The organism is Brevibacterium pigmentatum, assembly GCF_011617465.1.
GTDB lineage: Bacteria > Actinomycetota > Actinomycetes > Actinomycetales > Brevibacteriaceae > Brevibacterium > Brevibacterium pigmentatum.
Genome location: NZ_CP050153.1, coordinates 2,830,360 through 2,852,064, shown reverse-complemented (window position 1 = coordinate 2,852,064; position 21,705 = coordinate 2,830,360). Strand labels below are relative to the sequence as shown.

Genomic DNA, 21,705 nt, shown 5'->3' with positions numbered 1-21,705 from the left:
CGTTGTGTGTGCTTGTCGCACTCCCTTACATAGCCTCATGCGTTGCAGGCCCGTAGGTGAGGGGAATGCGTCGATAGGTTCACCCGATTGAAGACAACCAGCGCTTGAGACCCATTGGACTCACGACCCGATGAGGACCCGGCGCTGCACTGAACACAGATACGAAAAGAAGGCTACTTTTGCGTACGTATACAGCTAAGCCCGGTGACGTTGAGCACCAGTGGCACGTCATTGACGCCACTGACCAGGTGCTCGGTCGCCTTGCTTCGCAGGTGGCACGCCTCCTGCGCGGCAAGCACAAGACCACGTTCACTCCGAACACGGACACCGGTGACTTCGTCATCATCATCAACGCCGACAAGGTCGCGCTGACAGGTGCGAAGCTCGAGAAGAAGCGCGCTTACCGTCACTCCGGTTACCCGGGTGGCCTCAAGAGCGTGAACTACGCCGAGCTCCTCGCCACCCACCCCGAGCGTGCAGTCGAGAAGGCTGTCGCCGGTATGGTCCCGAAGACTCGTCTCGGACGTGCCCAGATGCAGAAGCTGAAGGTCTATGCAGGTGCCGAGCACCCGCACGCCGCTCAGAATCCGCAGCCGTACGAACTCAGCCAGGTCGCGCAGTAAGCGCCTGAGCTCTAGACATCCCGAGGAGAACCGTGGCTGATACCACCAACGCGACAGAAACTGTCGAAGAAGAGATCACCGAATACACTTCCGAGACTCCCGCATCCGCTGGCCTGGGCGAAAGCACCGCCGGTGGACGTGGACAGTCCCTGACCGCTCCCGGCAACGGAGTCGGCCGCCGCAAGCAGGCAATTGCTCGCGTGCGCCTCGTCCCCGGCACCGGTGAGTGGACCATCAACGGACGTACTCTCGAGGAGTACTTCCCGAACAAGCTGCACCAGCAGCTCGTCAATGAGCCCTTCACCCTGCTGGACCTGGGCGGACGCTTCGACGTCATCGTCCGGATCTCCGGCGGTGGACCCTCCGGCCAGGCCGGTGCCGTCCGCCTGGGCGTGGCTCGTTCGCTCAACCAGATCGACGCGGAGTCCAACCGCGCCGAGCTGAAGAAGGCCGGATACCTCAGCCGCGATGCTCGCGTTCCTGAGCGCAAGAAGGCCGGTCTCAAGAAGGCCCGTAAGGCACCTCAGTTCTCGAAGCGCTGATCTCGCTGGCGAACCGACTGCGGCTGGTCTGCCACTGAGTCGCAGTCATCGACAGTTCAGCATCATGAACATGAGAATGCGGTCCCGAACCTGGTTCGGGGCCGCATTTCTCATATCCGGACTCATCTCACACGGTCACTGACGTGGCCGGCGTTGCGCGTGACCGCGGCTGCGGTCGGGTGTGTCGCCTCGGCGCATAGTCCGTCGTTCATGCGTGAGCGCGAATATCGCATGGTGCACAGCACGATAAGTGCGCTCCGCCTTGAACGAACCGATCACCTTCCGCTCGTTCCCGTCGTTCAAGGCGAAGCACATATTTCGAGCTGGGCACGGCACGAAAAGCGCGCTCGGCCTTGAACGGACACTCGCGACGCCGCGATCACAACGGTCGTGGCTGCGGCCGGCCGCCTCGGCGAGGGTGCCGACATCACGAGCGACACACAGCGGATCGACTAAGATCGACTCCGACATTGACGAAAGGATTTGCACTATGTCTCGACTCTTCGGCACCGATGGAGTGCGCGGACTGGCCAATCGCGATATCTCGGCCAAACTCGCGCTCCAGCTCTCGGTCGCAGGTTCACGCGTGCTCAGCCGCGGCTGGACGGGTGAGAAGCGCCCCTTCGCCGTGGTCGGACGTGATACGCGCGTGTCCGGCGAATTCCTCTCCGCCGCGCTGAGCGCCGGAATAGCCTCGACGGGAGTCGACGTCCTCGACGCGGGCATGCTGCCGACGCCGGGCATCGCCCAGGTCGTCAAGGACACCGGCGCCGCCTTCGGAGTCGTGATCTCCGCCTCCCACAACCCCATGCCCGACAACGGCATCAAGTTCTTCGCCGCGGGAGGCACGAAGCTCGACGACGCAGTCGAAGACGAGATCCTCGCGATCTTCGATGAGGACTGGGACCGTCCGACCGGCGCGGACATCGGCCGCATCTCGCGCTACCCGGCCGCTGCCGACGAGTACACCGAACACCTGGTGCGCTGTGTCGACGCCGACAATGTGCGCCCGCTGTCGGGACTCAAGGTCGTCGTCGACTGCGCTCACGGTGCGGCGTCCATCGTCGGACCCGCCGCCCTGCGCCAGGCCGGCGCCGAGGTCATCGTCTCCGCCGCCGAACCCGACGGCTTCAACATCAACGACGGTGTGGGATCGACCCACCTCGGACCGCTGCAGCGCCTCGTCGTCGAGACCCAGTCCGATCTGGGCGTGGCTTTCGACGGTGACGCTGACCGCTGCCTGGCCGTGGATTCGCTCGGGCGGGTCGTCAATGGTGACCAGGTCATGGGCATCCTGGCGATCGGGCTCAAGGAGCTCGGTGAACTGCGCGGCAACACCCTCGTCACGACCGTCATGTCGAACCTGGGTCTGAAGCAGGCGATGGACAAGTACGGCATTGAGACCGTGCAGACCGCTGTCGGCGACCGGTATGTGCTCGAGCGGATGCTGGCCGACGGGTATGCGCTCGGCGGGGAGCAGTCCGGACACGTGCTCATGCTCGATCACGGCACCACCGGCGACGGAGTGCAGACCGCCCTGCATCTGATGAAGCGGATGGCCGATGCCAAGCGCACCCTGGCCGACCTCGCCGCGGAGATCCCGCAGCTGCCGCAGGCGCTCGTCAACGTCAAGGGCGTGGACAAGAACAACGTCGATCACCCGCAGGTCGCCGCCGAGGTGGCCGCTGTCGAGGCCGAACTCGCCGACACCGGGCGCGTGCTGCTGCGCGCCTCGGGTACGGAGCCGCTTATCCGGGTCATGGTCGAAGCCGCCACCGAGGATGCCGCCTCCGCCCAGGCCGAGCGCCTGGCCGCGTCAGTCAAGGAACACCTCGCGCTGTAACGTCTCTCCGGTCTCAATCAACGCGAAACGCGAAAAAGTCGTCACTAGTGACGACTTTTTCGCGTTTCGCGTTGATTGAGCCTGTGGAACTGAGTCGGCCGTTATCCACAGGCCCGGTAGTGACCGTTGTGGTCGGCCACCCAGCTCCGGAATGCTTGAGGGATGTTCGCGTGTCTGACTTCCGCAGAACTCAGCGTGGCCGGATTGAGTTCCCACCAGCTGCGAATAGCTGAGCGTTGCTGCCTGAGAAGAGTCCGACGGGGCGTCTACGTTGTGACATCGGTCTGCGCCGAACCGACACATCGATTCATCGCCGCTGTTGGTGCAGGGCCGGGGACGACTCTGCCGTGTGAATCGGCAGGGACTATGAAGCGCGATGAGGATCTGCGCATCCTCGTACGATCCTATGTCGATGATTGTCCCGAAGGAGCCGCGTTCTCTCACCGCAGCGCCCTGATCATTCACGGCTTGCCGATCCCGTATTTCGAGAACGGTGCACCTCTTTGCGCAGAGTTCGTCCATCCGGAGGTCGGAGTGCGGCGTTCATTCGTCCACATCAGGAAGAGGCCGCTCGAGGGAAGCACTGAGGTCGTCAATGACTTTCGAGTCACCACCTTGCCTCAGACACTTCTGGACGTCGCCCGTGACTACCCACTGGCGTTCTCCGTCGCAGCTGTGGACGCAGCGCTTCGTAGAAATCTCATCTCGGTTCGAGAATTCGCAGACTACTGTGCTCACAATCCGGTGAGAACGCGGCAAGGTCGCATTGATGCAGTCATCGCGAATGCTGACGCGCGACGGGAATCCGTGGCCGAATCGATCACTGCAGTCCGATTCGTCGAATACTCGATTGCGGGTTTCGAGCCGCAGGTAGTCATTCGAGATGAGAGAGGGGATTTCGTCGCGCGGACCGACTTCGCCAATCCGAAGGCGCGCGTCGTCGCTGAATTCGACGGGGCCGGGAAGTACTACCTCGACGGTGCCGACCCGAAACGTGCCTTCGAGCTTGAGCGTCGCAGGGAGTATTCCCTGCGCAATCTTGGCATTCAGGTCTTCAGGATCACCTGGAGGGACCTTTTCAGAGGCGACCTCTTCCTGCGGATCAAGGACAGCGTCAAACGACGCAGCGGATGAACGGTCTCAGGCGGGAAACCTGAGGACCTCCGTGGGGTGGTGACGAGCCTGAGAGCAGAGCTGCGGGGGAGGGAAGTGATGGTGCTCAGGCAGTCGATGTGCAGCAGGCCTCCGCCAGGCAACGCGAAGCTCGGAAAAGTTGTCACTGGCGACGACTCTTTCGCGTTTCGCGTTGACCTAGGGGCGGGCCGGGCGGAAAAAGCATCCGGAGCAGCTTCGGCAACCGATCGGTATCATGCAATCCCCGTTGAGAGCGCAGACGTAAGTGAGATGTAAGCGTCGGTTGGGAGCATCGAGGCATCCGACGGCGGATCAGAGTCGACTGTCGTCGGATGAGAACCTCATCTCTTCCAACGATCGGAGATCCATGACTCTGCAATCACACACGGTCCTCAGCGATGCCAGTCGTGAGGAAACTGTCGATTCTGCGACCCGCCTGGCTGCGATGGTGGGTTCGACCGTGATCCACCTGCCTGGCGACCCGGGCTATGACGAGGCGCGGATGCTGTGGAACACCGCCGTCGATCTGCGTCCCGTCGCGGTCGCCGAACCGACCACCGCCGCCGAGGTGTCGGCCGTCGTCACAGCCTCCAGCCAGCTCGGGTTCCAGATCGCACCGGTGAGCACCGGCCACAACGCCGGCCCGCTCGTCCAGCACGAACTCTGTTCGACCGTCCTGGTCAAGCTCTCCGCCATGAACGGGATCGAGATCAACCCCTCGATGGCCATGGCGAGAGTCCAAGGCGGTGCGCTGTGGGGCGATGTCACCGAGGCGGCCGGCCGTCACGGACTGGCCTGCCTGCACGGATCATCGCCCGACGTCGGCGTGGGCGGGTACCTGCTGGGTGGGGGAATATTCCTCTACGCACGCCGATTGGGCATGGCCACCAGCAGCCTCACCGCCGTGGAGATCGTCCTCGCCGACGGCGAACTCATCCGCGCCGACCACACCCAGCACCAGTCGCTGTTCTGGGCTCTGCGCGGTGGCGGCGGCAACTTCGGCATCGTCACCGCCTTCGAATTCTCCCTCTACCCGCTGGAGACCGTGCACGCGGGAATGATGGTCTGGGACATCGACGACGCCGCTCGAGTGCTGCGGGCCTGGGCCGAATGGGCTCCGACCGCGCCGCATGAGATCACGACGACGATGCGCATCCTCAACCTCCCGGACACACCGGGCATCCCCGACGCCGTGGCAGGTCGACCCGTCGTCTGCATGGACGGAGCAGTGCTGTCCGACAGGAAGCGCGCGAGACGGGTGCTTGCACCGCTGCGGGACTTGTCCCCGCGGGTCGACACCTTCGCCCAGGTGCCGCCGAGTTCGATCACCCGGCTCCACATGGACCCGGAAGGGCCGACCCCGGTCACCGGAGACACTGCCCTGTTGGGACGGCTGACGGACGAGGCCGTCGATGCGTTCCTCGCCCAGGTCGGTGCCGGAACGGAGCACTCCCTGCTCTCGGCCGAACTGCGACAGCTCGGCGGTGCCCTGGCCAGGAAGCACCCCGACGGCGGAGCACTCAGCCGGATGGACGGAAGCTTCCTGCTCTTCGGTGCGGCGATCGCCGACACCCCGGAGAACGAAGCTCGGGGCAAGGAGGACGCGACCGACCTGGTTCGGGCCATGACACCGTGGAGCACCGGACGTCAGTATCTCAACTTCGCCGAGGAGCCCGTCGACGTCGGAGACAACTTCGGGGAACGCGAGTGGCTGACACTGACCCGGGTCAAGAGCGCATACGATCCGGAGAACGTGTTCGCCGCGAACCATCCCGTGCCACCTGCCCAGCCGTGAGCGTCGAACCGATACCTGGGACGCTCTCGACCGGGAACGGCGTGGGGAAGTCGATGCGACGGTAGAAGGACTTCGCCTCCTGCCGGTGGCGGAGAGCAGCGGAGGCGTTCCCCATCTGCTTTTCCGCCTCGGCGAGGCGTGCGGCTGCCTTGCCGGCGAACAGCCAGCAGCCGGATGACCGGGCGAGTTCGAGGCCGGCTCGCGAATGCACGATCGCCGTCTTCGGTCTGCCCCACAGAAGCTGTGCCTTCGCCATCGACGCATGGGCGCTGGCCGCCAGCGGGAAGCGCATGTCCTCGTAGGCGAACCGGAGGGCGGTTCGGTACCAATCGAAGCATGCGGCATCGCCGTCATCACGGATCGAGCAGGCGACATCGAGCAGGATCGGACCCACGTCGGCCTCGGCGGCATCGCTTCGCGCAAGGTTCCAGGCAGTGAGCGCTCCGACGACTGCGTCGTGATGTCGACCGGTCCGCCGATCGATCTGGCTGCGGGTGCGCCACCACATGACCTGGCGTGCCTTGGGCCCGGTCGGTTCACCGACAGCCGACAGAGCGTCCTCGGCCCGGCGCAGGCGAGACATATGGGCGAGGACGAGGGCACGGATGATGTGGAGCATCGCATCGGTTCCCGTCGTCCGCTGGTCGAGTCTCGACGCTTCACCGAGGAGTCGCAGGGCACGGCGGAGGTCTCCTGTCAGTGACATGACGGCCACCATGTCGCGGAGGAGGATCGCACACAGGTTCTCGTGTCCCAGCCCGGAATGGAGAACTTCCAAACGTTCCAACAGCGACAGTGCTTCGCTGTGGCGGCCCTTCGCCATGAGGATATAGGCGAGTTCGCGGCGCAGAACCGATCCGCGCATCGTCGGATCCGCCTCATCCTCGGTGCTGGGAGTGAGATCGCCAGCAGGGTCGACGACGGCGAGGTTGGACCGGATCTCCTCTTCACGATTGCGAACGAGCGCTCGCTGAGTATGGAGCAGATCCGGACTCGGATCGAGCCCCAGTTCCTTAAGCGCCCGGTGCACTTCGACGAATGCTCCGGCCAGTTCCGTGTCCTGCCCGGTCTGCTGCAGGGCAGAGAGTCTGAGGACGTGAGCGTGTTCGTTCTCCGGGTGTTCGTGCGTCAGGCGAGTGAGCAGCCTGAGTGCCGTGCTCCCGTCGCCGAACTCCAAATGGAACTCGGCACACTTCTCCCGAATCCGGGTATGCAGGTCGTGCAGCTCGGACTGCCAGTCCGCCGTCCCTGGCAGATCGACGTCGGGAAACGGCTCGCCGCCCCATTGGGACGCGGCCGCTTCGAGGCAGCGCAGCGTCTCGAGATCATGGTCGGGCATATCCTCGGCGAGGGCGGTCCGGGCACTGTGCTCGAAGCGCCACGCATCGACGGAATGCTGGTCCAGATCGAGTCTGTAGCCATTGGGAGAACTGAGCAGAACGCCGTTTCCCAGCTGTTTGCGCAGACGGTGGATCTGGACGTGCAGGCGAGTGGCGACACGGTCGGACCACTCGTCCGGCCAGAGTGCTTCGACGATGAGCGATGCCGGCGTCCAGGTTCGGAGCCGGAGAACCAACAGAGACAGAAGGGCTCGCTGCGTGCGTCCCTGTATCCCGTGGGCCACACCATCATGGAGAATCTCCACGCGCCCCATTACGCGCAATTCCATCCGGCCATCGTAGAGTCTCGGGAGATCTGGTGGAATACCTCGACGAACCTCACGAACTTTCAGGTTGACTGAGCGGGAATAAGTCCGTCAGCTCGAGGCGAACTGGGTGGCGTAGAGCTCGGCATAGCGGCCGCCGCGGCTGACCAGCTCGTCGTGAGTGCCCTTCTCGATGATGCGACCGGCCTCGACGACGAGGATCGTGTCGGCCTGCCGGATCGTCGACAGACGGTGGGCGATGACCAGAGCCGTCCGCCCGTGCATCGCCTGGGCCAGGGCACGCTGGATCGCGGCCTCATTCGTCGAATCCAACGCCGAGGTGGCCTCATCGAGCACGACGATCTCCGGAGACGCCAGCAGCATCCGGGCAATGGTCAGGCGCTGACGCTCGCCTCCGGAGAGACGGTACCCGCGTTCGCCGACGACGGTGTCCAGTCCATCGGGAAGCGCATCGATGACGCTTCTCAACTGTGCCCGGTCGATGGCATCGAGCATCTGCTCCTCGGTGGCATCGGGATTGACCAGCGCCAGGTTGGCGCGGATCGACTCGTGGAATACATGACCGTCCTGGGTGACGACGCCGACGGCCTCGCGCAGATCGGCGAACGACAGATCGCGGACATCGACGCCGCCGATGGTGATCGTGCCGTCCGTGACGTCGTAGAGCCGAGGCAGCAGCGACGCGATCGTCGACTTTCCCGCACCCGAGGATCCGACGAGGGCAACGGTGTGCCCGGCGGGGATCGTGAAGCTCAGATCGTGGAGAACCTGATCGCCGCCGCGGGTGTCGAGCACGGAGACGTCTTCGAGGCTGGCCAGGCTGACCTGCGAGGCGCTGGGGTAGGCGAAGTCGACGTGATCGAACTGCACATCCAACCCACCGGTGGGCAGGGCCTTTGGCTGCGAAGGCTCCTTGAAGTAGGGCACGAGATCGAGGATCTCGAACACCCGCTGGAACGACACCACGGCGCTCTGGATGTCCAGGCGTGCGTTGGCGAGCATCGTCAGCGGCGTGTAGAGCCTGGTCAGCAGCAGTGCCAGGGTCACAACCTGTCCGGCGTTGAGGTTGCCGACGACGGCTTGTGCACCGCCGACGCCGTAGACGAGAGCCAGCGCCAGGGCGGAGACCAGAGTCAGCGAGGACACGAACGTCGACTGCAGCATCGCAACCTTGACCCCGATATCGCGGACCTGGCCGGCGCGGTCGGCGAACTCCTCGTTCTCCTGGCGAGGATTGCCGAAGAGTTTGACCAGGGTGGCACCGGCGGCGGAGAAGCGCTCGGTCATGCGGGTCGACATGTCTGCGGAATTGTTGGCCGCTTCGAACTGCAGGGATGCGAGCTTCCCGCTGAGCATTCGGGTGGGGATGATGAACAGCGGCAGCAGCAGGATCGACAGCACGGTCACCTGCCAGGAGATCGTGACCATGACGCCGACGGTCAGGGCCAGGGAGACGAAGTTCGACACGATGCCGGACAGGGTGTTCGAAAACGCTCGCTGCGCACCGATGACGTCCGTATTCAGCCGGGAGACCAGGGCGCCGGTGCGGGTGCGGTTGAAGAATGCGATCGGCATCGACTGGACGTGATCATAGACGGCCGTGCGCAGATCGAAGATGAGTCCCTCACCGATCCGTGAGGACAGGTACCGGTTCGTGATCGAGATGGCCGCATCGGCGATGGCCAACCCGCCGATGGCCACGGCCAGCCACACGACCGTGGACACGGGCCCGCCGCCGGTGATCGCGTTGACGACGTCGCCGGCGAGCACCGGGTTGAGGACGCCGATGCCCGCGGTGAGTACGGACAGCAGCAGGAAGATGATGAGTTTGCGCTTGTGCCGGGTCGCATACCCGGCAATCCGCTTGTAGATGCCCGGTTGGATGCGCGTCTCGGGGGTCTTCTTGCTCTTGACCGAGGAGTACATGAGGTGATGTGCGGATGGCACGCTCATACTGGGTCCCTTTCTGCTGCCGAAACGACCGAGCATGCACGGGGGATCCCGTGACGGTGCGAGGATCGCTCGCATCCGGTCGCCGCCGTGGGCGGGTGGCCTGCCGGCGGTGAGTAGTTCAGTGCATACTGTGCAACCGCCAGAGCGGTGAAACTATTTCCCCACCGCCCGGCGACTCCCGTCACAGGTCCGCTTACAAGCTCGCCGAGGCGGCCGCCAAGACCTGATGCTCCGACCCGGCGACCCCCGTCACAGCTTCCGCAGCTGCACCTTCCGGATCGTATGGTCGGAGGACTTGTGGAGCACCAGGTCGGCTCGACCGCGGCTGGGCTGGACGTTCTCGCGCAGGTTCGGGAAGTTGATCGAGTCCCAGATCTCCGTGGCCAGGGTGATCGCTTCGTCATCGTCGAGCTGCGAGTAGCGGTGGAAGTACGAGTCCTCGTCCTGGAACGCACCGTGCTTGAGTTTGAGGAACCGGGAGATGTACCACTGGCGGATATCGCGGGAGCGCGCATCGACGTAGACGGAGAAGTCGAAGTAGTCGCTGATGGCCAAGCCCACGGTTCCGTCCTGACGGGGACGGGCGGGTTGGAGGACGTTGAGTCCTTCGACGATGAGGACATCGGGGGAGCGCACGACCACCTCGGCGCCGGGAACGATGTCATAGGTGTGGTGCGAGTACACGGGCGCGCGGACCTCGGGCGCTCCGGATTTCACGGCGGAGATGAACTTGAGCAGCTTGCGGCGGTCGTAGGATTCGGGGAATCCCTTCCGCCCGTTGAGGCGGCGACGGTCGAGTTCGGCATTGGGGTAGAGGAATCCGTCGGTGGTGATGAGCTCGACGCGCGGAGTGTCGGGCCAGCGGGCGAGCAGCTCACGCAGCACACGCGCCGTCGTCGATTTGCCCACGGCCACCGATCCGGCGACGCCGATGACGAAGGGCGTGCGTTTGGCATCCTGAGGTTCCAGCCCCTGATCGTGGAGGGGAGAGAAGAATTCCCTGGTCAGGTCGTGTTTCGCGCGCCGCGCGGCGACGTAGAGGTTGAGCAGTCGTGACAGGGGCAGGTAGACCTGGGAGACCTCATCGAGGTTGATCCGATCGCCGAGGCCGCGCAGCCGTTCGATATCGCGCTGCTTCAGCGGCAGCGGAGTGGCCTGGGCGAGAGTGCCCCACACTTCCCGGTCGAACTCCCAGAACGGTGACGTCGTGTCCGGCTCGCTGCGCCGGGCGGTATTGAGGCCGGCGAGTCTGCGTGCACGGTCCAACTGAGGGTCGACATGGCTCATTCCACCATTGTGTCATGCGTCATGTTCGCCGCCCGCGCCAGGTCGGACACCGGACTCACCCTCACCGAGGCGGTCCCATCGTGCCCGCGTGCGCGTGCAGTTCGTCACGTTGACCCCATCGTGACTCGCCGAAATACACGAGATCGGCTATCAGTGCGTAAAATCTCCCTCATGTGTGGAATCGTTGGCTATGTATCCAAGGCCCCTGTTGACAATGCCGATCACTCGGCTCTCGATGTCGTGCTCGGCGGCCTAAAGAGGCTCGAATACCGCGGCTACGACTCGGCCGGAGTGGCGCTCGTGACCGAAGACGGTCAGCTCGCCTCGGCGAAGAAGGCCGGAAAGTTCTCCGCCCTGACCGAGGAGATCGAGGCCAACCCGCTGCCGGCGGCGCAGACCGGAATCGGCCACACCCGCTGGGCCACCCACGGCGGACCCACCGACGTCAACGCCCACCCGCACCTGGCCGACGGCGGCAAGCTCGCGCTCATCCACAACGGGATCATCGAGAACTTCGCCCACCTGAAGAAGGACCTCGTCGCCGAGGGCGTCGAGTTCCTCTCCGAGACCGACACCGAGGTGGCCGCTGCCCAGCTCGCGAAGAACTTCACAGAGACCGGCGACCTCACCGCCGCGATGCGCAAGACTGCCGATGAGCTCGAGGGTGCGTTCACCCTGCTCGCCGTCCACGCCGATGCTCCCGGCCAGGTCGTCGCCGCCCGCCGGAACTCGCCGCTGGTCATCGGTCTCGGCGAGGGAGAGAACTTCCTCGGCTCCGATGTCGCCGCGTTCATCGACTACACCCGCACGGCCGTCGAGATCGGCCAGGACGAGGTCGTGACGATCACGCCGGAGACGGTCACGATCACGGATACGCAGGGCAACCCCGTCGAAGGTGAGCAGTTCGAGGTCGACTGGGACACCGCCTCGGCGGAGAAGGGCGGCTTCGCGTCCTTCATGGACAAGGAGATCCACGATCAGCCGCAGGCCGTGGCCGACACGCTGCTCGGCCGCCTCGACACCGAGGGCCGTCTGACGCTCGACGAGATGCACATCGACGAGAACGTGCTCAAGTCCGTGGACAAGATCGTCGTCATCGCCTGCGGCACCGCCGCGTACGCCGGTCAGGTCGCGAAGTACGCGATCGAGCACTGGTGCCGCATCCCCACCGAGGTGGAGCTGGCCCACGAATTCCGCTACCGGGATCCGGTGGTCACGGAGAAGACGCTCGTCGTGGCGATCTCGCAGTCGGGGGAGACCATGGACACGATCATGGCCGTGCGCCACGCACGTCAGCAGGGTGCGAAGGTCATCGCGATCTGCAACACCTTCGGCTCGACGATTCCGCGCGAATCCGATGCTGCGCTCTACACCCACGCCGGTCCGGAGATCGCCGTGGCCTCGACGAAGGCATTCCTGTCGCAGGTCGTCGCCTGCTACCTGCTCGGCCTCTATCTCGCCCAGCTGCGGGGCAACAAGTTCCGCGACGAGATCGCATCGATCCTCGCCGAGCTGCAGTCGATCCCTGCGAAGATCCAGCACATCCTCGATGAGACGAAGTCGCAGGTCCTCGCCCTGGCCGACCGCAACCAGGAAGTCGGTTCGGTGCTGTTCCTCGGCCGTCATGTCGGCTACCCGGTGGCGATGGAGGGCGCGCTCAAGCTCAAGGAGCTCGCGTACATCCACGCCGAGGGCTTCGCCGCCGGTGAGCTCAAGCACGGACCGATCGCGCTCATCGACGACGGTCAGCTCGTCATCATCGTCGTGCCGTCGAAGCGCGGTCGCGATTCGCTGCATGCGAAGGTCATTTCGAACATCCAGGAAGTCCGCGCCCGCGGTGCGAACACCGTCGTCATCGCCGAGGAAGGCGACGAAGAGGTCGACCAGTTCGCCTCCGAGGTCATCTTCGTTCCCGAGACGACGACGCTCATGGCGCCGCTGCTGACGACCGTTCCGCTGCAGATCTTCGCGATGGAGCTGGCCACGGCCAAGGGCCTCGACGTCGACCAGCCGCGCAACCTCGCGAAGTCGGTCACGGTCGAGTAAGGACGCGAGCATGGCGATCTTGGGAATCGGCACCGATATTGCCGACGTGCCGCGCTTCGCCGAGCACATCGAGCGGGTGCCCGAGCTCCTCGACCGTCTGCTCACCCCGGGTGAGCAGCTGAAACGCAACGGCAAACGCCGGACGGACGCCTCCCTGGCCGCGCGGTTCTCCGCGAAGGAGGCGCTGAAGAAGGCGATCGGCTTTCCCGGATGGCTGCCCTGGCAGTCCGCCGAGGTGGTCCCCGCCTTATCCGGTGCGCCGAGTTTCCGTCTGCGCGGGCTCGTCCTCGAGCACTTCCGTGCCATCGGCGGAACGAACATCCACCTGTCGATCACCCACGATGCGCACCTGACGATGACTTTCGTCATCGCCGAGGGCGACGGGCCGTCGCTGAGCCCCGGCATCGAAGGTGCCGCTGAGCACTTCACCCACTCGATGTACGGGAAGGGTGCCCGACTCGGCGAGATGCCGGAACGCTGATCGACCAGACGGTCGGGGTTCCACGTCGGCGAACAGGGCCGATATCGCGGAAGCGGGAATCGACGGTGGTAATAGACTCAGGGCATGAGTTCACTTCCCAACGACACCGACAAAACCGCCACCGACCCCGCCACCCCCACGATCCCGACCCTCGCCGAGGCGGCCACCGCCGTGCACCTGCCCACCGCCGATGACGCGAACGACATCGCACCCGGCCTGGTCACCCTGCGCCGGGCCCTGCACGAGAACGTCGAGGTCGGACTCGACCTGCCGGTGACGCAGAAACTCGTCCTCGACGCCATCGAAGGCCTCGACGTCGAAGTCACAACAGGGGAGGGGCTGTCCTCGATCGTCGTCGTCCTGCGCGGCGGCGCCCGGAAGACCGACTCGACCGGAGTCGTGCCCGCCGTCCTCCTGCGCGGTGACATGGACGGACTGCCCGTCACCGAGGCGACCGGATTCGACTTCGCGGCCACCTCGGGGAGGATGCACGCCTGCGGCCACGACCTGCACACCGCCGGACTCGTCGGTGCCCTCAAACTCCTCCACCGCGACCGCGACTCCCTGCCCGGCGATGTCGTGTTCATGTTCCAACCCGGCGAAGAAGGCTATGACGGGGCCGGGAAGATGATCGACGAAGGCGTCCTCGACGCCGCCGGTCCCCGCGTCAAGGCCGCGTTCGGCATCCACGTCTCCGCCGACGCCGACCTCGGCGTCGCGAGCTCCCGTCCCGGGCCGTATATGGCGGCGTTCTCGAAGATGACGATCACCGTGAACGGAAAAGGCACGCACGCCTCCCGCCCGGCCACCGGCAAGGACCCCATCCAGGTCGGCGCCATGCTCGTGGGTCAGCTGCAGGAGTATGTCACCCGCCGCTTCGACATCTTCGACCCGCTCGTCGTCACCGTCGGCCAGTTCAACGGCGGCACCGCACCCAATGTCGTCCCCGACTTCGCGACTTTGGTCGTCAGCGTGCGCACGTTCTCCGACGCAGTGACCTCCCGCGCCGAGGTGGAGCTGCCTCAGCTCGTCCGTGACCTCGTCGTCGCCCATGGCCTGTCCGCCGAGGTCGAGTATGAGCAGATCCTGCCCCCGACGATCAACAACGACGCCGAGGCCGAGTTCTTCCTCTCCACGTTTACCGATCTCTTCGGTGAGGAGCGGACCGTGCGCAAGGCGAATCCGCTGCCCGGTTCGGAGGACTTCTCCCGCGTGCTCGATGCCGTACCCGGAGCCTATGGGCACTTCGGAGTCGCCCTGCCGAACCTGCCGGTCGAGGAACGCGAAGCCAACCATTCCCCGCGCGCCCGCCACAGCGACGACGGGCTGGCCGACCAGGCTCTGTTCCTCGCGCATCTGGCCGGGCGCCGGCTGGCTCAGCTGGTCGAGGGCTGATCCGCCCGACCCTGGCACGTGTGCGTAAGAAGGCATACGGTGCAATGAGGAATCGAATCGTGACGATGTGCAGGAGCAGTCGATGAGTGTGTTCGCCTACCCGAGCGAGACCATCAGGGAGGCCGAGAAGCCGCTGCTCGAGGCCGGCATCCCGCTCATGGCCCGAGCGGCCCGAGCACTGGCGAACAGTGCGGCCGCCATGATGAAGTCCGACCGCGGACAGGTCACCGGCACCCGTGTGTGCGTCCTCGCCGGGCCCGGCAACAACGCCGGAGATGCCCTCTTCGCCGCGGCGACCTTGGGCAGGCGCGGTGCCGCCGTCACGGTCATCACCCTCTTCGACCGCACTCACGACGAAGGGCTGGCTGCGGCACGGGCAGCCGCGGCACAGGTCGTCACCTTCACGACGGCCGAGTCCGATGCCGATCGTGCCGATGCCCTGAGCGAACTCTCTCGTGCGGACCTCGTCCTCGACGGCATCCTCGGCACCGGCGGTCGGCGCGGACTGCCCGAGCACATCTCCGCACTCATCGCCGACTGGGCCCCGCACCGCACCGGCCGCCTCATCGCCGTCGATGTTCCCTCCGACCTCGACCCGAACCACACCGGGGCAGAGAAACGACTCCACGCCGACCTCACGGTGACCTTCGGCGGCCTCAAGACCGAACTCATCAATCCGCGTGTGGACGAGTTCATCGGAACCATCGACGTCATGGATATCGGCCTCGGCCTCGACCCCAGCTCGGCCGCCGCGGAGCTGCTCGATCACGATGATCTCGTCACCGGATTCCCGCGCCCCGATGCGACCGGCCACAAGTACTCCCGCGGTGTCACCGGGGTCCTCGCCGGCTCCGAGGACTACCCGGGCGCGGGCGTGCTCACCACCACCTCGGCGGTGAACACCGGAGCCGGGATGGTCCGTTACCTCGGCTCCCCGCTCGTCGCCGAATACGTCCTCGGCCTCCACCCCGAGGTGGTCAGCGCGTCCGGACGCATCGACGCCGTCGTCGTCGGCCCGGGCGACCCCGAACCCGAATTCGTGCAAGGTGTTGCCGAGGCGCTGGCCGGTAACCGCACACCGGTCGTCGTCGACGCCGGCGGCCTCGACATGATCGCGCGGGCCGAATCGATGGCCGACACCTGGCTGGCCGACCGGCCGCTCATCATCACCCCGCATGCCGCCGAGCTGGCGCGGCTGCTCAGCCGCCTCCTCGGCGAGATCATCACCGCGGGTCGGATCGGGGCGAACCCGATCCGGTGGGCGCAGCGAGCCGCGGAGCTGACCGGTGCGATCGTCCTGCTCAAAGGCCATCACACGGTCATCGCGGCCCCCGACGGGCACGTCGTCCTGCCGACACCTGGGCCGGGCAGCCTCGCCACGGCAGGGTCCGGGGACGTGCTCGCCGGGATTCTCGGCACGCTCGCCGCGATCGCCGCCGCCCACGGACGCTACGACGGTGACGACCGGACACGTCCGCCCCGCGAGTGGGCGCGCCTGGTCGGGCTCGGAGTGCTGCTGCACAACGAGGCCGGCCGGCGTGCTGTGACCGCGTCCGGGTTCGCCGACGCCCTCGCCGAGGTGGTCAGTGAACTCATCCACGGTGCGGACTGAATCCGATCACTCGGTGACGTCGGCGAGTGATCGTGGATGCAGGGTGACCATGGCGGTCACGCCGACGGCGACCGCCGCCAGATGCACGACTCGGCTGACGAGAATCACCGTTCCGGGGCCGTCGAGTGCACTGAAGTAGGCGCCGACATCGGCATCGTCGAACAGCCACATGACGGGTTCGACGAGCAGCGACGCCGTCCCGATCACGCCGAGTCCGACGAGCAGGAGGAGCCGGGCCCACTCCCTGCCGCGTGCGAACCGGACGATGACAACGGCGATGAGGGCATAGATGGTCAGGCGGATGACCACCGCCCCGGCGTTGTCCGCGAGGTCGTCGAACGGCCACAGATGAGCGGCCATTTCGACGACTCCGGCCGCCAACGCCGTGAACAGCGCCGTCACCGCCAGGCGTCTGCGTGCCCCAGCGTCCTGCTGCTCGTCTCCGTCTGTCGCTGCGATGGGCCGTTCCGTCTGTCGACTGGTTCGTTCCATTTCTTAAGTCCTCCTCTTCGGTGACCCCATACGACCAGGGTGTCGGTCGCGGAGTCATCACCGTGAGGTAGCGAATCGCCGTAGGCCGAGTAGTCCCTGTGGGGGATCTCGCCGGACTGCGGAATGCGCTGCGGAATGCGACAAATAGAACGGGTCCGAACCTCAGTGGATGAGGATCTGCGTCTTCGTCGATCCCTGCCACTTCATCGCTTTGACGAGGCTGGACTCGTACATCGACACGCAGCCGGCGGTCTTCATCGACTCCGTATTCGCGTGCAGGAAGATCGCCGATCCCTTGCCCGGGGTGCGCGCCTCGTTGTAGCCGATGACCTGGGCATACTTGTACGGCTTCGGTTGGTAGAGCGATTCGCCCTCAAACCCTTCCGACTTCAGCTGCATCGTGTTGTAGCCCTCGGCTTTCGTTGCATCGCCGTCGACCCAGACGTGGTCGCGGGTGACCTTCGTCCACGGTTTGCTCAGTCCGGGATTCGACGAGGTGCCGAAGCCGTCGCGCATCCCGAACACGCCCTTCGGGGTCTTCCCGTCGCCTTCCCGCTTGTTCGACGTCGTTCCGTTGTAGCCGAGGCGAGCCTTAAACGGGCCGCTGTCGCGGACGTACCGGTCGCCGGACTTCTTGCACAGGTAGATATCGGCGGTGATCGTCGACCGCTGCTTGACCTCGATGGCCTTCGCGGCAGTGACCGACGAGTTCGCCTCGACGCCGGTGCAGTACTTCGCGGCCGCCTCGGCGGGGCCGGTCTGACCGGCCACGGTGAGGACCGCAGCGAACAGGACTGCCGTGATCACCATTGCGAGGGTGCGGGCTGATGTGGTGTGCATGATGTCTCCTTCTTCATCGAATGACTCGTCGAGCCGGTTTTCGCCGAACGCGTCGTCGGCTGCACCTGCGACGACGGCACAAGAGGTGCTGACGGTCGCGGGGGACCAGCGTAACGAAGCCGCTGACCGGGGACGGAGCATTCTCACGATGACGATCCGGACCTCCGCACCCGTTGTGGGATCGGCCTCGTCCGGGTCCGACAGCAGGTCCCGATACTGCTGGTCGGCAAGGGTCGGCGGTAGTCTTATCCAGTGACATCTTTCGACATCCCCGAGGCTCTCGTCCGGGCCGAGATCGACGAGGCTGCCCTGTGCGGCAACGCCGCCGTCCTTGCCGATCGCCTCTCTCCCGCCCGCCTCAAATGCGTCGTCAAGGCCAACGCCTACGGCCATGGCATCGACCTCGTCGCCCCCGCCCTCTACTCGGCCGGGTGGCGCGAGTTCTGTGTGGCCACGATCCCGGAAGCCCTTCATCTCCGCAGCCTGCTCGGACCCGAAGCGCAGATCCTCGCCTGGCTCTATGGGCCCACCACCGACGTCGACGAGGCTGTGCGCGCCGACATCCAGCTGGGGATCTCAACGGTCGACTCTCTCGACCGAGTCGCCGAGGCGGCCCGCCGCACCGGCATCACCGCCCGCGCCCACCTGAAGGTCGACACCGGACTCGGGCGCAACGGACTGTCCCCGGAGGCCCTCGTCCGCGCCTTCGACTGGCTGCGCCGTCACGCCGAAGACAGTCTCGCCGCTGAGACCGACCCTGATGTTGCTGCCGATATCCGCATCGTCGGGATCATGAGCCACTTCGCGGTCGCCGACGAACCCGAACGTCCCGAGACCGCAGCGCAGAGCGCGGTCTTCTCCTCCGCCCACGGGCAGCTGCGGGCAGTGCTCGACGCCACGGACGGCCGCCTCGGCGAATCGGATGACCTGGACGTCCACATCGCGAACTCACCGGGCGCACTCACCCTGGGACCGTGCCCGGGCACCTCGGCGAGGGTGGGACTCGCGCTCTACGGCCTGTCCCCGCTCGAGGATGGAGATCCGGCGGTTCTCGGGCTGCGTCCGGTCATGCGGCTGGTTTCCACCGTCATCAATCTCAAGGACGTTCCCGCAGGTCACGGCGCCTCCTACGGGCTGACGTTCACCGCTGCGACCGACACCCGGTTCGCGCTCGTGCCCGGTGGGTACGGGGACGGACTGCCGCGGGCGGCATCGAACCGCGCCGAGGTGGCCATCCGCGGTCGTCGCTATCCCGTCGTCGGGCGCATCGCCATGGATCAGATGATCATCGATATCGGTGCCGGCAACACTGAGGTGGCGATCGGCGACGAGGTCGTCCTCTTCGGTCCAGGTGGGCCGAGCGCGGCCGAGTGGGGGACCTGGGCGAATACGATCAACTACGAGATCGTCACCCAGCTCAGCGCCCGCGTCGACCGGGTCGTCAAGAAGGAAGACGAGTAATGAGGGTCCATCTCGAATCCCTGGAGCAGATGCGCACGTTCGCTGCGGCCCTGGCCGACCACCTGTGCGCCGGTGACCTGCTCATCCTCACGGGCAACCTCGGGGCGGGGAAGACGACGTTCACCCAGTCGTTGGGCAAGGCCCTCGATGTGACCGGGCGGATCACCTCGCCGACGTTTGTCATCGCACGCGAACACCTGTCGCGCACGGGCGGCCCTGCCCTCGTCCACGTCGACGCGTACCGGTTGGCCGATGGGGAGGAGCTCGAAGACCTCGATCTCGACTCCGAACTGGACGAGTCGATCACGGTCGTCGAATGGGGTGCCGGGATGGCCGAGCAGCTCAGCAGCGATCACCTCGACATCACCATCACACCGGTGGGGGACGTAGACGCCAGGGTTGCCGGGGACGCCGGGGGCGACGAGTTGGTCAGTGCAGATGACGAACTGGTCAGTGCAGACGACGAGGACGCACTCGAGGACGAACGGCGCACCGTCGACATCACCGGTCATGGAGCCGCCTGGGTCGCCCGCATGCCTGAGGTTGAGGCCGCCGTCTCGGCTCTAGCGGGCATCAGAGTCGACGGCCCGACCTCCGCAGACCGACCCGGTGAGGACTCGGCGAATGAGGGAGACGAACCATGATCATTCTGAGCATCGACACCTCGCAGTCGGCTTCTGTGGCGCTGGTCGACACAGACACCGGTTCGGTCATCGCTGCCGAACAGGCCGATGACCAGCGTCGACACGTCGAATTCATCGGCCCGGCTCTGGCCCGGATCCTCGCTGAGGATGCCCGGCCCGAGCTCGTCGTCGTGGGCATCGGGCCCGGCCCCTTCACCGGATTGCGCGTGGGCATCGCCGCCGGAATCGCCGTCGGCCAGGCCCGCGGAATCCCCGTCAAGGGTCTGCTGTCCCAGGCGGCGATCGCCGAAGAATTCGTGCGCACCGTGGCGGATGAATCGGGCCGCCCCGTCCTCATCGCTTCGGACGCCCGCCGCAAAGAGGTCTATTTCAGCGTCGTCGATTCCGCCGACGCTACTTTGAGCGCCGGGCCGTTCGTGGCGAAACCGGCCGAGGTCGCCTCGGTTCTTGCCGACAACGGCTTTCAGCTCGACGCGATCGAGGAAAAGCTCGGCCGAGGGTTCCTCCTCTACCCGGACATCCTCGGAGGGCCGAGCGTCGAGTCGATCACCGATCCTCGCGCCGAGTACCTCGCCCTCGCGGCGGCGCGGGAACTCGCCGCCGGTCGAGAACTGCGCGAACCGATCCCCGAATACCTGCGAGAACCCGATGCGAAAGCGACCCCGGTGCGTGAGAGCTCACTGAAATGACCTCCACGACCATCGCCGAGCTTCCCTGGTGGGACCTCGCCGAGGTGGCCGACCGCGATGCGGCGATCTTCGGTCCGACCGCGTGGACGCTCGGCTACTACTGGTCGGTGAAGGCACAGAACGGCACGGTCATGCTCGCCGCCAGGACCGCCTCGGCGGGGGACGCGGACTCCACTTCCGCCGACAGGGACGTCACCGCCTCGGCGGGGGAGCTGGTGGGCTGGATCGTCATGTCGGGGGCCGGCGCGGAAGCCGACGTGATGACGATTGCGACCACCGAGGCGGCTCGCGGCAAGGGAATCGGCCGCGCCCTTCTGCAGGCCGGGATCGGTTGGGCGCAGGACCGCGGCTCCGAGGTCATCCACCTCGAAGTCGATGAACGCAATGCCGCGGCGCTGGCGATGTACGCCTCGTTCGGATTCGAAGAGTGGGGACGACGCCCCGACTACTACCCGGGTGCGGCGGCAATCCTCATGCGGCTGCGGATCGGCGACTAGGCGACCGGAAGCGCGCGGTTCTCGGTCGCCTCGGTGAGGTCGACGAGGAGCGCTCCGTTGAGTCGGAACGCCTCCATCGTCTCGTCGATGACGATCTGCTCATCGCCGCCGGTGGTCGCTACCTGATCGAGGAGTCTGCGGTAGGCGTCCTTGTACGGCTTCGTCTTGCCCAGAGCCGCGAAGTCCCACATCGTCAGTGAGGTCGCAGGCAGGCTGTAGTGCCGGCCCATGAGGGTGCCGATCGCCTGGCCGCCGGAGAGGTCCCCGAGGTAGCGCGTGTAGTGGTGGGCGATGATCTGTTCGGCGCGCTCGAGTCCCGCAAGGTGCGTGGCATAGGCGGTGGCGCTGGGCATGACCGGCAGCTCGGTGCCGTCGAGTGCAGTCAGGTCGGCGGCAATGCGTTCGGCCCGGAACAGCGCAGCGTCGAAGAACGGTGCGAAGACCGGATCGTCGGCGAACTCCCGCGACCTCGACTCGAGCACAGCGTAGATGGCGTCGTACTGCTTGAGCAGAAGAGCGTAGGCCCGGGAATCGAGCCGTCCTTCCATGAGGTCGACCATGAAGGTGGTGTGTTCGACCTCGTCGTGGATGGTGGCGGTGCTGGCCTTGAGGCGAGCGGAGAACGGTTCAGACATGATGTTTCCTTGGGGGAGGGCGGCCAACCGAATGCTGGTCTGCCGCCGAGGTAGTGTGACGGGCATCATT

Annotated in this window: 19 protein-coding genes; 13 read left to right on the top strand and 6 right to left on the bottom strand. The window is 65.8% G+C overall.

What is annotated here, in order from left to right; all coding sequences use genetic code 11:
* Positions 1-179: 179 nt before the first annotated feature.
* The 5 genes from rplM to GUY30_RS12955 all read left to right on the top strand — a co-directional run bounded on the left by rplM (position 180) and on the right by GUY30_RS12955 (position 5,937).
* The gene (gene rplM / locus GUY30_RS12975; protein ID WP_101554123.1) at positions 180-623 is read left to right on the top strand and encodes a 50S ribosomal protein L13; all 444 of its coding nucleotides are present in this window, start codon (positions 180-182) and stop codon (positions 621-623) included.
* Between the two features lie 32 nt (positions 624-655).
* Positions 656-1,165 (top strand): 30S ribosomal protein S9, encoded by a 510-nt coding sequence (gene rpsI, locus GUY30_RS12970; RefSeq protein WP_025779545.1) that lies wholly within the window; start codon positions 656-658, stop codon positions 1,163-1,165.
* Positions 1,166-1,655: 490 nt separating this feature from the next.
* On the top strand, positions 1,656-3,008 hold the full coding sequence (gene glmM / locus GUY30_RS12965) for a phosphoglucosamine mutase (protein ID WP_167198312.1): 1,353 nt from the start codon (positions 1,656-1,658) through the stop codon (positions 3,006-3,008).
* Between the two features lie 366 nt (positions 3,009-3,374).
* Positions 3,375-4,142: a putative endonuclease domain-containing protein gene (locus GUY30_RS12960; protein WP_062243420.1), complete on the top strand. Its 768-nt coding sequence runs from the start codon at positions 3,375-3,377 to the stop codon at positions 4,140-4,142.
* Positions 4,143-4,509: 367 nt separating this feature from the next.
* Positions 4,510-5,937, top strand: a complete 1,428-nt coding sequence (locus GUY30_RS12955) for an FAD-binding oxidoreductase (protein ID WP_208091411.1) — start codon at positions 4,510-4,512, stop codon at positions 5,935-5,937.
* Here GUY30_RS12955 and GUY30_RS12950 read toward each other — a convergent pair.
* The 3 genes from GUY30_RS12950 to coaA all read right to left on the bottom strand — a co-directional run bounded on the left by GUY30_RS12950 (position 5,870) and on the right by coaA (position 10,843).
* A complete protein-coding gene (locus tag GUY30_RS12950; protein ID WP_167198309.1) occupies positions 5,870-7,606 on the bottom strand; it encodes an AfsR/SARP family transcriptional regulator in 1,737 nt (578 codons plus the stop codon). The genes GUY30_RS12955 and GUY30_RS12950 overlap by 68 nt on opposite strands.
* Before the next feature lie 87 nt (positions 7,607-7,693).
* Complete coding sequence (locus GUY30_RS12945) at positions 7,694-9,556, bottom strand: ABC transporter ATP-binding protein (protein ID WP_167198306.1); 1,863 nt, start codon at positions 9,554-9,556, stop codon at positions 7,694-7,696.
* A gap of 249 nt (positions 9,557-9,805) precedes the next feature.
* Positions 9,806-10,843 (bottom strand): type I pantothenate kinase, encoded by a 1,038-nt coding sequence (gene coaA, locus GUY30_RS12940; RefSeq protein ID WP_167198303.1) that lies wholly within the window; start codon positions 10,841-10,843, stop codon positions 9,806-9,808.
* 171 nt (positions 10,844-11,014) lie between these two features.
* Between coaA and glmS the strand changes: the two genes are divergently transcribed.
* From glmS to GUY30_RS12920, 4 genes are all read left to right on the top strand, one after another.
* On the top strand, positions 11,015-12,889 hold the full coding sequence (gene glmS, locus GUY30_RS12935; RefSeq protein ID WP_167198300.1) for a glutamine--fructose-6-phosphate transaminase (isomerizing): 1,875 nt from the start codon (positions 11,015-11,017) through the stop codon (positions 12,887-12,889).
* A 10-nt stretch (positions 12,890-12,899) separates the two neighbouring features.
* Positions 12,900-13,370 (top strand): holo-ACP synthase, encoded by a 471-nt coding sequence (locus tag GUY30_RS12930; RefSeq protein WP_167198297.1) that lies wholly within the window; start codon positions 12,900-12,902, stop codon positions 13,368-13,370.
* An 84-nt stretch (positions 13,371-13,454) separates the two neighbouring features.
* On the top strand, positions 13,455-14,765 hold the full coding sequence (locus GUY30_RS12925) for a M20 metallopeptidase family protein (RefSeq protein WP_167198293.1): 1,311 nt from the start codon (positions 13,455-13,457) through the stop codon (positions 14,763-14,765).
* Between the two features lie 82 nt (positions 14,766-14,847).
* A complete protein-coding gene (locus tag GUY30_RS12920; RefSeq protein ID WP_167198289.1) occupies positions 14,848-16,377 on the top strand; it encodes a bifunctional ADP-dependent NAD(P)H-hydrate dehydratase/NAD(P)H-hydrate epimerase in 1,530 nt (509 codons plus the stop codon).
* 6 nt (positions 16,378-16,383) lie between these two features.
* Here the strand turns inward: GUY30_RS12920 and GUY30_RS12915 are convergent, their stop codons facing one another.
* Both GUY30_RS12915 and GUY30_RS12910 read right to left on the bottom strand, forming a co-directional pair.
* The gene (locus GUY30_RS12915; RefSeq protein ID WP_167198285.1) at positions 16,384-16,869 is read right to left on the bottom strand and encodes a hypothetical protein; all 486 of its coding nucleotides are present in this window, start codon (positions 16,867-16,869) and stop codon (positions 16,384-16,386) included.
* A 162-nt stretch (positions 16,870-17,031) separates the two neighbouring features.
* Positions 17,032-17,709, bottom strand: a complete 678-nt coding sequence (locus GUY30_RS12910) for a hypothetical protein (RefSeq protein ID WP_167198282.1) — start codon at positions 17,707-17,709, stop codon at positions 17,032-17,034.
* A 252-nt stretch (positions 17,710-17,961) separates the two neighbouring features.
* Between GUY30_RS12910 and alr the strand changes: the two genes are divergently transcribed.
* From alr to GUY30_RS12890, 4 genes are read left to right on the top strand one after another with little or no spacing between them, the layout of a single operon-like run.
* Complete coding sequence (gene alr / locus GUY30_RS12905; RefSeq protein ID WP_167198279.1) at positions 17,962-19,170, top strand: alanine racemase; 1,209 nt, start codon at positions 17,962-17,964, stop codon at positions 19,168-19,170.
* Positions 19,170-19,814: a tRNA (adenosine(37)-N6)-threonylcarbamoyltransferase complex ATPase subunit type 1 TsaE gene (gene tsaE / locus GUY30_RS12900; RefSeq protein ID WP_167198276.1), complete on the top strand. Its 645-nt coding sequence runs from the start codon at positions 19,170-19,172 to the stop codon at positions 19,812-19,814. The genes alr and tsaE overlap by 1 nt, the downstream gene beginning before the upstream one ends.
* Positions 19,811-20,503 (top strand): tRNA (adenosine(37)-N6)-threonylcarbamoyltransferase complex dimerization subunit type 1 TsaB, encoded by a 693-nt coding sequence (gene tsaB, locus GUY30_RS12895; RefSeq protein WP_167198259.1) that lies wholly within the window; start codon positions 19,811-19,813, stop codon positions 20,501-20,503. Before tsaE ends, tsaB begins: the two co-directional genes overlap by 4 nt.
* Positions 20,500-21,000 (top strand): GNAT family N-acetyltransferase, encoded by a 501-nt coding sequence (locus tag GUY30_RS12890; RefSeq protein ID WP_167198254.1) that lies wholly within the window; start codon positions 20,500-20,502, stop codon positions 20,998-21,000. Before tsaB ends, GUY30_RS12890 begins: the two co-directional genes overlap by 4 nt.
* On the opposite strand, the gene GUY30_RS12885 is transcribed toward GUY30_RS12890, so the two are convergent.
* Complete coding sequence (locus GUY30_RS12885) at positions 20,997-21,635, bottom strand: biliverdin-producing heme oxygenase (protein WP_167198252.1); 639 nt, start codon at positions 21,633-21,635, stop codon at positions 20,997-20,999. The two genes, GUY30_RS12890 and GUY30_RS12885, sit on opposite strands and share 4 nt — an antisense overlap.
* Positions 21,636-21,705: the final 70 nt, after the last annotated feature.